This window comes from Leptospira interrogans (genome assembly GCF_900156205.1).
In the GTDB taxonomy this organism is placed as follows: domain Bacteria; phylum Spirochaetota; class Leptospiria; order Leptospirales; family Leptospiraceae; genus Leptospira; species Leptospira interrogans.
Window position 1 is genome coordinate 116,170 of the sequence record NZ_FTNA01000004.1, and the last position, 15,740, is coordinate 131,909.

At 35.4% G+C, this 15,740-nt stretch carries 12 protein-coding genes and 1 pseudogene; all 13 read right to left on the reverse strand.

The window, feature by feature from the left end:
• The 13 genes and pseudogenes from BW942_RS04865 to BW942_RS04925 all read right to left on the reverse strand — a co-directional run bounded on the left by BW942_RS04865 (position 1) and on the right by BW942_RS04925 (position 15,720).
• A complete protein-coding gene (locus BW942_RS04865; protein WP_000734409.1) occupies positions 1–1,029 on the reverse strand; it encodes a Gfo/Idh/MocA family protein in 1,029 nt (342 codons plus the stop codon).
• 2 nt (positions 1,030–1,031) lie between these two features.
• The gene (gene kdsB, locus BW942_RS04870; RefSeq protein ID WP_000848239.1) at positions 1,032–1,787 is read right to left on the reverse strand and encodes a 3-deoxy-manno-octulosonate cytidylyltransferase; all 756 of its coding nucleotides are present in this window, start codon (positions 1,785–1,787) and stop codon (positions 1,032–1,034) included.
• Positions 1,788–1,821: 34 nt separating this feature from the next.
• A complete protein-coding gene (locus BW942_RS04875) occupies positions 1,822–2,577 on the reverse strand; it encodes an HpcH/HpaI aldolase family protein (protein ID WP_001012068.1) in 756 nt (251 codons plus the stop codon).
• A gap of 148 nt (positions 2,578–2,725) precedes the next feature.
• Positions 2,726–3,550, reverse strand: a pseudogene (locus tag BW942_RS04880) (FkbM family methyltransferase).
• Positions 3,551–3,601: 51 nt separating this feature from the next.
• Positions 3,602–4,261, reverse strand: a complete 660-nt coding sequence (pgl, locus tag BW942_RS04885) for a 6-phosphogluconolactonase (protein WP_000547427.1) — start codon at positions 4,259–4,261, stop codon at positions 3,602–3,604.
• 112 nt (positions 4,262–4,373) lie between these two features.
• On the reverse strand, positions 4,374–6,137 hold the full coding sequence (locus tag BW942_RS04890) for an LIC12162 family transferase (RefSeq protein WP_000830818.1): 1,764 nt from the start codon (positions 6,135–6,137) through the stop codon (positions 4,374–4,376).
• Between the two features lie 114 nt (positions 6,138–6,251).
• Positions 6,252–8,060: a carbamoyltransferase C-terminal domain-containing protein gene (locus tag BW942_RS04895; RefSeq protein ID WP_000698820.1), complete on the reverse strand. Its 1,809-nt coding sequence runs from the start codon at positions 8,058–8,060 to the stop codon at positions 6,252–6,254.
• Positions 8,061–8,372: 312 nt separating this feature from the next.
• The gene (locus BW942_RS04900; RefSeq protein ID WP_002082140.1) at positions 8,373–9,236 is read right to left on the reverse strand and encodes a class I SAM-dependent methyltransferase; all 864 of its coding nucleotides are present in this window, start codon (positions 9,234–9,236) and stop codon (positions 8,373–8,375) included.
• Positions 9,237–9,499: 263 nt separating this feature from the next.
• Entirely contained in the window at positions 9,500–10,477 is a 978-nt protein-coding gene (locus BW942_RS04905; RefSeq protein ID WP_000432947.1) for a radical SAM/SPASM domain-containing protein, read from the reverse strand.
• Complete coding sequence (locus BW942_RS04910) at positions 10,478–11,545, reverse strand: iron-containing alcohol dehydrogenase family protein (protein WP_000202830.1); 1,068 nt, start codon at positions 11,543–11,545, stop codon at positions 10,478–10,480.
• Positions 11,546–11,618: 73 nt separating this feature from the next.
• Positions 11,619–12,248, reverse strand: coding sequence for an acylneuraminate cytidylyltransferase family protein (locus BW942_RS04915; protein WP_001046757.1), 630 nt, complete (start codon positions 12,246–12,248; stop codon positions 11,619–11,621).
• Between the two features lie 4 nt (positions 12,249–12,252).
• Entirely contained in the window at positions 12,253–13,437 is a 1,185-nt protein-coding gene (locus BW942_RS04920; protein WP_000346036.1) for a DegT/DnrJ/EryC1/StrS aminotransferase family protein, read from the reverse strand.
• A gap of 21 nt (positions 13,438–13,458) precedes the next feature.
• Positions 13,459–15,720 carry an N-acetylneuraminate synthase family protein gene (locus BW942_RS04925; RefSeq protein WP_000582618.1) on the reverse strand — a complete coding sequence of 754 codons (2,262 nt, stop codon included), beginning with the start codon at positions 15,718–15,720 and terminating at the stop codon, positions 13,459–13,461.
• Positions 15,721–15,740: the final 20 nt, after the last annotated feature.

A 15,740-nucleotide genomic window follows, 5' to 3' on the forward strand; every position in this document is an offset into this window, starting at 1 on the left:
TTAAAATTCAATTTGATACCTTTCTCTCCAAACAGGATCTGCATGATAGATTTGATATACTAGTTTCATAGTTTGATACGCATCCAAACTGGAACCAGTTCGTATCGACTCGTCTTTTAGGATATGATCCGTGAATTCGTTGATCTCATCTCGCCAGGAATTATCTTCCAAATAATTAATCGTTTCCATTCTTGGATTTCCACCCGACTCTAAATCCTTAGGATAAATGGTTAACGTCTCTTGCCCATACGATTTCGAACCGGAAAGAATTCCCGAAAGCACTAGACTACCTTCTCCCATATTAATCTGTAGATTAAATCTATGTCGCCATTCGGTTGCCGTAGATTGAAACTGAACAATCACTCCAGATTCAGACTTCATCAGAGCAAACGCATTGTCTTCTACATCTAAATTCCAATAGCTATTGGAAACATAACTTTTGATCTCGCTCATTTCCCCTGCAAAAAGACGAATCAAATCCACCATATGAATTCCTTGGTCCAAAAGAATTCCACCACCCGCAATTTCACGGTTGGCCCTCCATCCATCTGCAACATTTACAATAGCAGACTTTCCGTAAATTCCTCGAATGTTAATGACTTTTCCCATCTTACCGGAAGCTACAATTTTTAAAGCCTCTCGAATGGAATCATGATACCTGTGATTGAATCCATATTTTAATTTTAGAGACGGGAATTGTCTTTCAACTTCACGAACTTCACTTATTTCTTGAACATTTCTACCGGGTGGTTTTTCACAAAAAACATGCAGTCCTTTTTTTAAGCCAAGAATCGTAGCCTCGGCCGCCACATCATTGGTCAAACAGACAAACAGTATATCCAATTCTTCTTTTTGAATTAAATCTTGAAATTTTTGATAAACATTTAAATTCTCTAATGCGTTTCTTCCGTCCTGTAAACTCTTATCACAAATTGCAGTAACCATTAAATTAGGATTTTGTTTGATATATTGGTGCCTGCGTTTTCCTACGACCCCATATCCTGTAATACCAACTTTAAGCTTCTTCATACTTATGATAAATACTTCGATAGCAACAAGTCCGTTTTAAAAACGGACTCGACTCTGGAAACGTCTCCTGGGACGTCAACTCCGATCATAATTCCTTCCGTAAGAACCATTCTCACCTTATAACCATGTTCTACCGCACGATTCATATCTACAGATTCAATAATTTCCAGAGGTGTTGGCGCAAGGGCGGCAAACGTTTGCAAAAAATCATTTCGAAACGCAATCACTCCTAGTTGCTTAAGCTTTAAATAATCCTCATTCGGATATTTTTTTCTAGACGGAATCGGTTCTCTCGAAGCATAAAGTAGATCCCAATTTTTATCAACAACGACCTTAGGAGCGTTCGGACTTTGAAACTCTTCTTCATCTACAATTTTTGTAACTAAATTTGTACAATAAATTGAAGAGTCGTTTAACATCGGTTTGACTAAATCATCCAGCATCGCCGGTAAAATCAAGGGCTCGTCTCCTTGGACGACGATAACGATATCTCCTTCTACGTAGAGAGCTGCCTCTGCAACCCGGTCAATACAACCCCTATGAACATCCGAAGTCATCACAGCTTTTCCGCCAAAAGATTCTACTCTTTGTTTGATAATTTCGTCGCAAGTAGCTACAACTACCTCATCAACGGAAGAAGACATTTCTACCCTACGTCTGACGTGTTCTATCATTTCTAACCCAGAGATCTTGACCAACGGTTTATCGGGAAACCTGGAAGAGGCCATTCTCGCCGGCAAAACAGCAATCGTTTTCATATTTATTCCAAAATTAGTAATTAATAATTTTAAACTATTTTAATTCTTCAAAATTCAAACTAGCTTGCGTATTTAACATAATCGCATCCGTAGAATAGGCGACAAACTTCTTACCGGTACGAATTTCATCTTTTACTTTTTGAAAGTCCGCCTGGATCACATGCGTGCCAAGAGGAATTCCATTCCGTTCCGCTGCCTTATGAAGTTCTCCAATTGCGTGTAAAAAATCAGGATGTTCAAATTGGCCGGTCAATCCCATTGAACCGGACAAATCGTAGGGACCGATCATCATGACATCGATTCCTTTTACGGAAAGTATCGAATCAATTTGTTGAATCGCTTTGATATTTTCGATTTGAATGACGCGTATTAAGTTCGAATTGATCTCTTTTGAATAAGAGTCAAAGTATTTTCCGAACAAATTCGCATTCGAATAACCCACTCCTCTTGTTCCATCCGGCGGATAACTACTCCATTTTAGAAAACCCTGCACCTGTTCAGCAGTTTCGATCATAGGAACGATAATCCCTCTAGCCCCTGCGTCTAAAGCTTGTTTAATATCTTTCGGGTGGTTTTGAGCTACCCTTGCAAAAGGTAAAGCTCCGTTCTTACTGATGGCTCTAAAAAGATCCGGGAGAAGATTTAGACTAAAAGCACCGTGTTCTAAATCCAAAGCAATCCAATCAAAACCGGCGCTTCCTAAAATTTCCGCGATCGAAGTATTTGGAATTTGCATCCAGGATCCAACCGTAAACTTTCCGGACTTTAGTTTCTCTTTTACGAAGTTCATATATATTATTTTTCTAATAAAACCGCAAACTCATAGAGCAAATGGTGGATGACTTCGATCGATTCTTGTTGAAGTGATTTTGAAAAACTTTTTACCTTATCTAATAGATTCATAACTTTATTTGCCTTTTTTAGGATTTAAAACACCATTATTTTCGTATCCAAATTTGGTTGTATGTATTTTGAAACGTTCCGCTATTGGATACGGTCACTTTATTTTTAAGAACAAAACCTGCGCGTTCTAAGATGGATCTACTATTATCAAGCTGTTCCGTAAAATCTTCATTGATCTCCACGAGTATTTCCTTCACGTTTTTCAGAACATTTTTACCACCTTTTAAAATGATATGTTCGATTCCATCCACATCCATTTTGATATAATCTGGTTTTGGTAAATTGAATTGATTCACGACATCTTCCATAGATAATCCTAAAAGACTGTATTCAAAAACCTGATCCAGAGGCTTACCATCATGACCAAACTCGGCTCCAAAAGAAGAAAGCGCTCCACCCAGTCCATGCTTGTCATTCGAAGTTTACTAATAGAAAGACGATCCGATAAAGGTAAGGGAACAATTGTAACACGATCCGATAGCCGATTCAGAAATATATTTCTTGCAAGCAGTTCCAAATTAAAAACAGAAGGCTCTACGATAGCATTCTTCTACTTTGCAGCATATATCGAATATAAGCCTACGTTAGCGCCAATGTCCCAAAAATATAGAATTTTCAGATATTTGATCAATCCATTCTGAAGTATCGGGTTCCTTTGTCGAAAAGGTATTTGCTCTAAATCTATTGAGATCATTTGGAGTTGTAAAAAACATTTTACCCTTATGATTTACTTCTACCACATGATTCATTAACTTATGAATAACAACTTCTAAAACAAATCTACCGATCAGTGTCTCTCTTAAGAGAAAAACAATAAAAGAAATAGTTTTGGTGATACAACTTTTAATGATCACTCTCATTTAAAAATCCTTTTCTGCGATTTAGTTTGTTTATTTGTGCAAGTTAGGAATTTAATTGTAAAAATAACAGAGTTCCACCGATTTTCTGGAAGAAAGAGACGTAACTGGTAAAGCCTCATCCATCTTAATTCTTTCGATGATTTCTTCTTTCTTTCTTCCTTTTGCTATGATTAAAATAAAATCCGATAAATTGATTTTCCTCAAAGATAAACTAACTCTTTCTTTTGGTAATTTCGGAGAATCGTAAATAGCAATTACGTCTTCTTCATTTGTCAAATCCATCCCCGGAAAAAGACTTGCGATATGACCATCCTCTCCTAAACCCAGAAGAACTAAATCAAATGAGGAAATAGATTTAATAGATTCTGAATATTCTAAAGCCCCTCGCTGAGGTCCAAGATGGCCTGGTATCTTAAAAATTTGTCTTTCATTCACAGGTATAAATTTAAATAAAACTCTTTCAGCCATCAACCAATTAGAATCAATATGATCTTTCGGAACACATCTCTCATCTCCGAAATAAAAAAACCACTTTGACCAATCTGTTTTCAAATGTTTTAATTCGGAGTATAATAACTTTGCAGTATCTCCACCCGTAAGAACTATATGAAAAGAACTCTTCGTTTGAATTTTATTTGCAGAAATTTCTTTAATTCTATCCAAACAATGATCTAGAAAATCTCGCTCGTTAGAAAATTCGATAATATGCACAGCTTACCCTTTAAATTTAGAAGAATATTCTTCTTTTCTAATTATCATTTTACACCCATTTCGAGCGAAAAAGGGATTTGACTTTTTGTTATTAAGTCGACCAACTTCAAAGCTAATTTTTTTTCCGCATATCTAAGTTTACACTCAATATATGGAGCGGATTTTTAACTCTTCTACAATATTTCTCGATAAAGATAGACCTTATTCTTTGTCTTTCCTTTTCTTGCCACCAATCATCAATATTATCCCATATTTTATTTAAAACCGAAGCAGCTGAAATCGGATCCTCAAAGAAAATACCTGCATCCTTTAACATTTGAAAATAAGGTGATGCACTTGCTCTCAATTCCCAATAAGTTGGATCCCAAAAAATTATAGTAGGTACGTTCAGACCCAAAGATTCTAAATATGTGGTTGCATTATAGGTCGTAACGCAGATCCTACTTTTTTTCATTAAACGTTCAAAGGATTTTTGACCATTATCATACATAAGAGTTGGATATAGGCTTTCCCATCGCTCTTTTTGATTCCAATCATAATCAGTAGGATACAATTTAATTACAAACTTTGATCTTATTTCAGGAGATAGATACTGAATGAACAAATACTGATCATCAAAATATTTCAGTATTTGACCAGCTATAGGTACACTCTGCACCCAATAGCTATAACGAGGCATACAATGTTCCACAAGCAACCCGCAACCCTTAGGGTTATAGCAAATATCTTTTTTATTAGCAAGCTTAACAGAAAAATTAGGAACCACATTTGCATACTCTTGATCATTCCAACCCCAAGTAAAATAACGATCTGAGATCTTTTTCTCGTGATCTTCCAAAAAAGAAACGTTTCCTATTCCATAATATCCTCCATGTTGAGATAGTATTAGAGGAACTTCTTTTTCCTTTTTTGTTGCTGTCCAAAATTTAAAAATATCATCTCCTACATGATTATTGCTTGTAAAAATAAATTTAGGGCTTGTAGGCCATTCCTTTGTATTTGTAGTATTTTTTAAATTTTCAAATCCTTCTATATACGCTTTGGGGATTTGAAAAGGCAATATTGATTTTATAAAAGAAAAAAAACTATCATCTGGGAATTCTGGGGCACTCCAATCACTTCGAATGTTCCTATCAAATTCAAAAGCTTCAAGCGTCTTATCTCTTCTTTTTCTTGGAAATTGCTTAAGTTTCAATTGCCAAAGAATGGAATATCTTAAAGGAAAATAATCCGCAATAATAAAAGCTTCATTTTTTTTCACACAAAATTCAGAAAGATAATCCTTGCATCTTTCCTTAAAAGATTTAGACTTTTGAAATATTCTAGAATGATAAACTGGAGACCCCTGAATGAATAAACATTGTACATTATCTCTTTGAAAAAAGAAATCTAAAATAGAATCAAAGAGCCATTGATTCCAGTGGTCATTTGGTGAAAAATGAGAATAAAAATCCATCATTCCGTTCGGAACCATATCTGCTTCTTTGTATACAAATCTTGGCGGTAAAATGAAGTCGCCGGATTCTTTTAAAATACGTATTGATTCGAAACGGTCATACACTATGTGAATGAATAGTCCTAACCAAGGACCAACCAAAATCCTCCAAAATTCCAAACTCCGATCAGTATTATGAATTCGATTTAAATTTTGGCTAACACTTGGTAAAAGAATATCCTCATATAAACTTTGCAGCTTGAAATAATCTTTCTGAAGTTTTTCCCGATCATCCCAATGATAAGGAAGAGTTTCAGAATCAAATTTTTCCCAAACTTTACGTCTATTGTAGATCTTACACCACTCTCCTAAAAACAGGACAGGAACATCAAAACCTGGCCAGGTTTCCTCCAAAGCAGTAGCAACAAGACTTCTTTTCATCAAGGAACGACTAAGTAATTACTATAAAAAATGACTTTTTAAGCAGTTTTCAATTAATCACAAGAATATATTGAAACACTAAATCTTTTAAAATCGCTTATTTATGATTTTAAATCATTTTTTAAGAATTAAAAAATAATTTAAAATTAATCCGTCTAAACCGGAATTCACTAACACATCTACTGCTTCCGATGGAGAATTAACTATCGGAAATCCGTGGAGATTAAAAGAGGTATTCAAAAGAGCGCCTCTTCCTGTTAAATGCTGAAATGCTTTTAGAAGAGAGTATAATTCCGGATTATCGTGCTCTTTAAGTATTTGCGCTCTAGCGGTTCTATCAGCTGGATGACATGCTGCACTCATTGCATCATAGCCTTCCTCAGTAGTATCAAAACTAAGAGTCATATGAGGTGATTCTAAACTTTTCGGATTTAAAAGATATCGTTCAACAAAAGTGTCCATAACCACTGGGGCAAAGGGCATCCAAAAATCCCTACTTTTAATTGCAGAATTAATCTTTTCCTTTATTTTTAAATGAATTGGATCAGCTAAAATAGAACGATTCCCTAAAGCCCGTTGACCAAATTCCATTCTTCCAGCCGCTCTTGCTAAAATTTTTCCTTCAAAAAGCACTTCTGCAATACGTTTATTCTCTGGATTTTCAATAATCTCGAACTTCTTTTTATCGAGACCATCCACTACCCTCTCCTCCTCTTTTAAGGAGGCCGAAGGTCCTAAATATAAACGTGTCAATGACTCAATGGTATTGGAATTCCATTCTCTAGATGATTCTTTAGTCAAATCTTCCGCTAAACAAATACCAGAACTTATAGCCATGGACTCGTCACTTGCAGAACCCCCAATAAAAAGACTCTTAACCTCAGGTAAATCCGCAATCTTACCCATCGCCTTAATGTTCATGGCGACTCCGCCGCTTATCACGATATCATGTATTTTATATTTATTAATTGCATTCTTTACCCATTCAACTAATAACTCTTCTGTCCATTTTTGTAAAGCAAATGCAATGTTATCAAATCGAACGCCTTCAAATCGCTCCTTGAACCAGAAGTAGCTATCTTTAGGTTTTTCTTTCCACTTGAATTCTTCTCCGTCTACGTATAATGTATTTCTTAAAATATCTAACGCTTTTTTGGCGTGAGTTTCCTTTCCATAAGGCGCCAACCCCATTACTTTAAATTCATGTTCGTTCGGCTTCATTCCTAACATCAAAGTCATGTAACGATAAATTCTGCCAATAGCGCACTGATCACTTTCGTAAACTCTAGAATATTTACCTTTTTCGTCAAAAATTCCTATCGTTGCGTCTTTTCCGTCTCCCCAACCGTCAACGGTTAAGGCTAAAATCGGTTTATTACGATATTTTGAAGCATAATAGGAATAAGCGGCATGACATCTATGATGTTCTATTCTTCTTACTTTCGTTCTGTCTATTGATAAAAACTCGGCAAGAATTTGTTCTCTGTCGGTATCATATTTGTTTTGCCTTTCTTCAAAAGATAAATTTTCAAGATTCTTAAAATAATCATCGCTAGAAGAACTTATTCGGGCTTTTTTCTTTTCAGGAAATATCTCCAAAACAGATTTGAGAGCGTTTTCTCCATTCACTAAAAACGGCTTCCATCTCAGATGTTGCTCTTTCAAATAGTCATCAATCGTCCATTGACTTTTAAATAACATTATGTCATCGATAGGACTACTAAAACTGGCTATCGCCGCGCCATCTAATTCCGATGAACCGATCTTCGCGGCCTCCAAACAATATTTAATAGAATATGCCGGAAATGAATCGTCATTTTTAAATCGAGTAAATCTTTCTTCATGAACCGAAGTGACTACTTTTCCATCTATTAACAAAGACGCACTAGAGCAAATTCCCCAATAAATTGATAATATTTTCATTGACTCTGTTGTATTATTTTAGTAGGAATTAATTTGAAAAAAATCCTACAAACAACGAATTCCCCTTTGAATTTTTTATAACCTTAAAATTACTCTAAAATCTCTCGGAACCCAGAACGCGACCCATAGGAAGCATTCTGTTGAGTTATCCGAGCGCCAATAGAAACGAGACGCTCGAATTAGTTTCTCGAACGGCGATCCGTAGAAAGCCGTTCTGCTTTAATTACCACAGTTTGATTTTTCAAATGAAGTAAAATTAAATTTTAGACGCACTATGAACAAATTTGATCAAAATTGCGGATCATATATCTTTTAAGATTTGTTTAAAGAAACACTTGCAATTATGGTATCGCAAAGGCCAATTGCAGCAAGCTGCGATTCATACATCTGATGGATTTCTTTATTTTCTAGAAAAGACCAACTTATATGTCCACCAGGTTTTCCTTTAGAAAGCCAATAAAGATGGTTAGACAAGGGATATCTTTGAATTTGTTTAATCCAATTCAACTTTAAATCCAATTGCTTAATAAGTTTTGCTAAGGTATCATTATTAAACAAAAATAAATGCTGACTCCAATACGTAAACTTAGAAAATTCGTCGGATTCATAAAGAACAAGCAACGCATCGTTCGAATTCGGCACTTCAATAATTAATTCTCCATGATCGGAAAGTATAGAAGCTAACTGTAATATGGTTTTTCCTGGATCCGCTAGATGCTCGATCACATGAAATGCAGTAATTATATCAAATTTTCTATTTGTATTTATTACTTTTTCTAAATTTGTCCATACCTTTAGTCCTTTTTCCCTATAATAATCTTGAAGTCTTAACTCTAACTCAACGCCTTCGGAAAGCGAAGTTTCTTTTAAAGTCTTTAAAAGAAACCCTCCTGCACCACAACCAAAATCTAAAAGTCTCTTGTTGATTAACTTTGATCTAAGAAAATTATATCTTCTTTCATCATCCGTGTCGGATTCTCGCAGCCAATTGGATACGGATATAACTTCAGAACCATGCATACCTGAATTCTCATAATGATGTTCGGTGATATGATTCAAACTTGATAAATACACAAGCCCACAATCGTTACATTCTAGAATATCTAGTTCTGGATTATCTCGAACACAACCTTTTCTCTTTGTATTCGACAAGGATTTGCACAAATAACATTCCATTAATATAATACAACCTTTACAAGTAACACGTTCAGTAGTATGATTTATTTTACAATACGGCCTTTAGAACTTACAGCCAGTCCTAAAACTTGTCGAGCGAGACGTTGAGTTTTTTGTTTACTTTATCAAAAAGGATAAGCTGTGAGAACCTGTCTATTTTGATCATGGTGCCTAAATAGAAAACTTTTCTTAGTCTTCCGTCATACAATTTTCAAGACATCATAATTTTTTATAAAAATTCACTTAAGAAATACTTCTTTGCTTTAACCCGACATTTTAGAGCATTTTAAACAAATAGGATTTTCATGATATCGACCCTCTTTATGGATTTTTCGTAAATCCTTTGCCTCTTTGCTATTCCACAAATCCACTAGACTTAATTTTGTCGTATCTCCCAATTTTAAATAGCTACTAAACATGGCACAACAAGGAGTAACATCTCCATTTCCACGTATATAAAGTCTCTGCCAAGGTTGATTACATCTAAAATTATAATGATTGGTTTTTCCTTTCCCGGCAAGACTTTCAAAATCCCCTTCTACATCCGGCGTCATAAAGTCCTGGATTACTACGAAATCAACTTTTTCGTTCCAGTATTTAATAAAGTCATTCATTTCATTTTCATTTTCTTTCATTCGAACAAAATTTACACCTACAATGGGAAGCTCCGAATTCAATTCTTTACGAATACGAAGAAAATTATCTATATTCTTCATCACTTGTTCAAACTTCCCTCCAATTCTAATTTTCTTATACGTATCTTCATTGATCGCATCTAAACTAAACCTAATTCTAGTTAAACCAGATTTGATAATTTTTTCGGCAAGCTCCTCTGTCACAAGAGATCCATTGGTATTTACCATTACGTCGAGATAGCCAAATTCGATTGCAAGTTTGAACCAATCAGTAATTTCTTTATTTAAAAACGGTTCATTATCCCCTTGAAAGGATACCGAAGGAGTATTATATTTTTTACCTTCTAATAGAATTTTAGTAATACTCTCCGTGGTCATTTTTTCTTTATAACCGAATTTTTCTTTTAACTCGGGTACACCTTGGACACACATAGGACATCTAAAATTGCATTTAAAACTCGTTTCGATATGGAGAAACATCGGAAACTCAGTTTCTAATTCAAAATTATTTACCAAATCCCATCTTTTCCTATATTCTTCAAATACGGGGCCTTTAATTCGAGCTAAAATCTTAATCGCATCCGACTCTTTCTTATAATTTTCCATTTACATTCTCTCGTATAAGCTAACTATTTTATTCGGTGTCATCTTATCTTTCCAATTCTCGCCAAGTGCATTCGTAAGAGGTCTTTCCATTTTAAGAGTCATATTCACCATACGTTGCATCGCAGCTTCATCCAAAGATCTACAGACATTTTTTGGTAATTCGATTTTATGAATTTTTAACATTTCCCGAAAGCGATCCACCCAAGGTCCGTAATATTCATCTAAAACATTGAATGCGACACAATTCGCAAAACCATGCCTGTATCCCAATTCAAGACTAAGCCCGTAGGATAAGGCATGACAAACGCCAACTTCGGAATTCACAATGGATACCCCGCCCATATAGGAAGCCGTAAGCAACATATCGTCATCGCCATCCGATAAAAAAACTTTCTCACAAAGTTCCAACGCTTTGCTTGCATTACCTTTCGCTAATTCATTGATCATTGTTCCTTGTAAACTCTCCACACAATGAATATAACAATCCATACCCGAATAAAATCTTTGAGCTATTGGGACATTCTTTATTAAGGAACTATCTAATATAATTGCATCAAACATACTATGATCACTATTAATCCCGAATTTACGTTCTTTACCCATTAGCACAGCAGTACGACTAGCCTCTGCCCCAGAACCCGCTACGGTTGGAATTCCAATCTTATAGATTCCAGGATTTGGCACAAGATCCCATCCTTGGTACTGAGAGGCGGAGCCTTCATTACACATCATTACGGACAATGCCTTAGCCACATCCATAGTGCTACCACCGCCGATCCCCACGATCGCTTTCGGTAGTTTATGATCTCGGGTTTGCATAAACTTATCCCTTAAATTATCGATCTGCAACGTCGAAGGCTCCTTTACACTTGCAGGAAACCATTCAACCATATCTTCGCTCGCGTGTTTCAATCGACTATGTATAGTTCCTTTTTGATGAACATCGTCTATTATAAAAATATAATAATCTCCGTTATTTTTTTTAGGCAATAATTCATTTATTCGATCGATTGTATTGAAGCCGAAAAGTAAACGTGGTACTTGTTTAAAAATTCTAAGAGAGGTCATTTAATTATCCTTATCTATGCAACTAATATAATTTTAAGATTTATTGATTATTTTAAAGTTCCGGAACAAAGCATTAGTTAATTGTTCCGTATTTATTTAATAAAGCTTCCAGTATTACAAAATCAATCTCGTCATCTATTTCAAAGTTTTGACGTTTTGAAATAACATGCCGACAAATATGATCACCAAACCATAATCCTTCTGAAACCAATTTTTTTGATAAAATATATACATTCCCATCGTCGTAAAAAAAACCTTTATAGTCTTGACGACGCATGTTATTATGTTTTCCAAACTCTTGATATTTGCACCAATATCCGGTAGCAAGATTCGAATAATTCCCTTGTTCATATAGATCCAAACATTCATCAATTAAACCTACGTCCCTAATCGGCGAAGTAGGTTGTAAAAGAATAAAATTTAGGGCTTCTGGAATCTCTTTCGATATTTGGCTAAGCACGGAAATCGTCTTCGTTTCATCAGTTGCCAACTCATCCGGTCTTTTTAAAACCGGACAACCCCATTCCCTTGCCACAGCCGCAATTTCTTCGCTATCAGTTGAAACAATAAATCTATCAATTTTTTTGGCTCTTTTTGCCGCTTCAATAGACCAAGCGATTAGGGGCTTACCACATAGATTTTTTATATTTTTTCCCGGCAGTCCCTTACTACCGCCCCTGGCCGGAATTACCGCTAAATTCATACAATTAACTTCGCAATTCTATTAGAGCTTGTTTTATCGACGCAATCATATAATCAAAATCATTTTCATTCATCCAAATATGAAACGGAAAGGAAATCATATTATCAAAAAAATCATCGCTTGCCGGGCAAACAGCTTTAGCATAACCCATTTTTTTAAATAAATCATATCTGTACAAAGGATAGTATTGAACGATGACTTGAATCTTATATTTCTTACTCAAAATAGAAATTAAATCGTCTCTGTTTTTCCCATTCTTTACAGCTTTGTATTTGGCTACTAAAAGATGATAGCTATGAGCTTTGGAATCGTTTTGTTTTTGAAAAGATAATTCCTCAAATTCATTAAATGAATTTATAAATTTCTGTGCTCTTTTCCTCCTTTCTTCCGTTAATAAAGCAATTCGTTTTAATAAAACGGATCCTAAAGCAGCCTGAACTTCCGTTAGACTAAAATTATGAGGCCAAATTCCATCCAAATCTAAATCCACATTAGACATAGCCGGTTTCCAATAATCGGTTTTATTTAGAAAGGGTGCGTGCCCGTTATGTCTTAAGCCGGGAACTTTATCAGCAAGAGAAACATTCTTTAAAGTAAGAATTCCTCCTTCACCCATGGTTGTAATATTTTTTTGACCATGAAAACTAAATGCGGCAAAATCTCCAAATGTACCGCAAGACTTGCCGTTTAATACCGCCCCTAACGATTGTGCACAATCTTCAATTAATAGAATATTTTTAGATTTTGCAAATTTAGCGATTTCCAATATATCCGGAATGATCATCCCATATAAATGTACTACCACGATAGCTTTTGTTTTATTTGTGACTAACTTTTGGATTGATTCCAACGAGATTAAAAAAGTTTCAGGATCAATATCAGCCCATACCAAAGTAGCTCCTGTTCTTCCAAAAGGAATGGCAGATGCACAGTAAGTATGGCCGGGAATAATTACTTCATCACCGGATTTTAAACCGGTTAAATCCGCAATTAACTCCAGAGCATGTGTAGCATTGGTGACTCCGAAGCAAGGCTGACCATCTAAATAGTTTGAAAAATCACTTTCAAATTGTTGCAAATACTTACCCTGGGTCTGAGGATCTGCGGTCTTCATAACTTCTACAACAGTATCGATCTCTTCTTGGGTATAATCAATCGATCTACCTGACCATTTAATTTTAAAATCCACTTTAAACCCCTAAAATTATTTCTATAAATGAAACTTTTCCAAACGAGTAAGAGAAATGAGAAAACCTTCTCCGTTATTTTTATGTCCCTGCCAAATTTCAGGTATAAACGACGCCTTGGGAGCTTTTTCTCTAAGTATGTTAGAAAGCATATGAAAATCGATTTCTCCTTCTCCTATTTGGAGCCCTTCACCATCCACCCCTTTCGCATCCACGATATGTAAATGTGCGACATAGGGGGAGACTTGTTCTACAAATTTACTAAAAGACCAGTGATAGTGATTGCAAGCCAATTTAGAATGAGAAACATCGAGGCAAATTCGAATAGAGTGTCGCTTACAAAATTCGACAATTTCTTCGGCGGATAGAAAAAGATTATGATATCTTTGTCCGCCAAAAAGCCAAGGAAAAGGAGGCATTGTCTGCGGAATAATTTCTACCCCTTCGGAATCCAAATCATTCAAAGATCGTGATAGATTTTTATATAATTTTTCACGAATAGTCGTATCTAAAGGTTTATTTAAAGAAAACCCACCTACATTTGTAACGATGAAAGGCTTCTTATTCGAATTCGGAAAAAAATCCTTTAATCTTCTGGTAATATCGATCACTTTCTGAATTTCTATCAAAGACCTTTTTCTATAATCCTCATCTTCCGTGCAAAGATCCAATAAATGATCGTTTTCAAAAAGCTCTGGACAATGAACTACAAAATCAGTATTTAATGGTTTTTTAATGTACTCCGATATCTCAACTTTCAAATCCTTATAACTGAAATGAAATTCCACTAAATCCATTTCAACTTTAGATAGAATTTGTTCCAAATCATGATATCGAACCGGTAATCCCCAAGGACGCGAAAAAATAAATTTCTTTTTAAACTCAATTACATCGTCCGCTATATCCGATTTATAAAAGAAATCCCCCTTTTTAAAATCTCTCTTCGCGGATTTTCCGATTAATTTTTCCTTAAAATAAGGCGGTAATCCTTTTCCCGGACTTCTAATGTCCACCATATCAGAAGTTATGATCTCTCCCAATTTTAAGTCTCTATTGATTAATAGACTCTTACCCAAGGTTTCACGGTTCATCAATTCTCCTTGAGTTATCTGACGGAAATTTTTATTACCCAAAGATTCTTCTATTTGTCGAATCCCATCCACCATTTCTCGGAATTCACCGGGCAAAAGACTAACCTTGTGGTCGTTCCCTTCCATTTCTCTATCTAACGTGAAATGTTTCTCAATCACTTTAGCGCCTAAAGATACTGCCGCTAAAGCAACCAAATATCCCCGTTCATGTCCCGAATATCCGACCAAACAACCTCCGCTTTTCTTCAAATGTTCGATATATCTGAGATTGATATCTTTAAAAGGCGCGGGATAAGTGGAATTACAATGTAATAAAACGTATTGAGCCCCTAAATCCTGTAAGACATGGATAGAATCCATAATTTCATCTTCGGTCGACATTCCGGTAGAACAAATCACAGGCTTACCCGACTTCGCAACCAACCGAATCAGTTCATGATTCGTAAAATCCGCCGATGCAATCTTATATGCTGGGATCCCATAACTCTCTAATTTAAAAAAACTTTCTTCATCCCAAGGAGTACATAAAGGTATCAAAGATTCTTCACGGCAGTAATCAAAAATCCGAAATAGTTCGTCATCCGAAAGTTGAAATTTATTTAATAAATCTAGAGTGTACTGGGAACCTAAATCTTCTTCAGCATCATTCGCATTTCCGGAATTTCTGTATAAAGCGTCTAAATTCCGCATTTGAAACTTAGCACAATCAGCTCCCGCAAGTTTAGCCTCTCGAACCAATTTTTTCGCCAATTCAAAACTTCCATTATGATTGTTTCCTATCTCTGCAATCACAAAAGCTGGCGAATTCTGACTCAAAGAAATTCCTTCAACCAAGATTTCTTCAGAAGTTTCCTTTGCAATCGCCTCCAAAATCCCATTCTCATTAATGAGCGGAATGATAGAAATTCTATTATTAAATGTACTTCGAATTCTTTTAGAACTTTCGGTGACGTATAAATACTTGAAATTTGTATTGATAATATTTTTCACTTCTTGATCTAAACTTCGATCCAATGTTTCGTCGTTTAATATCCATCGACGAAAATCTCCATCCGTGATCACTCCCATCAACTTGTTCCCTTCCGAAACTGCAAAAATGGTTTTAGATTTATTGGCTTCAATTTTTTTGAGAGCGTTTTTAATGCTATCCTCCCAAAAAACGACATACTGAGAAATATTTTTATCAATGATCATAAAAGAAACCGGACCAAATA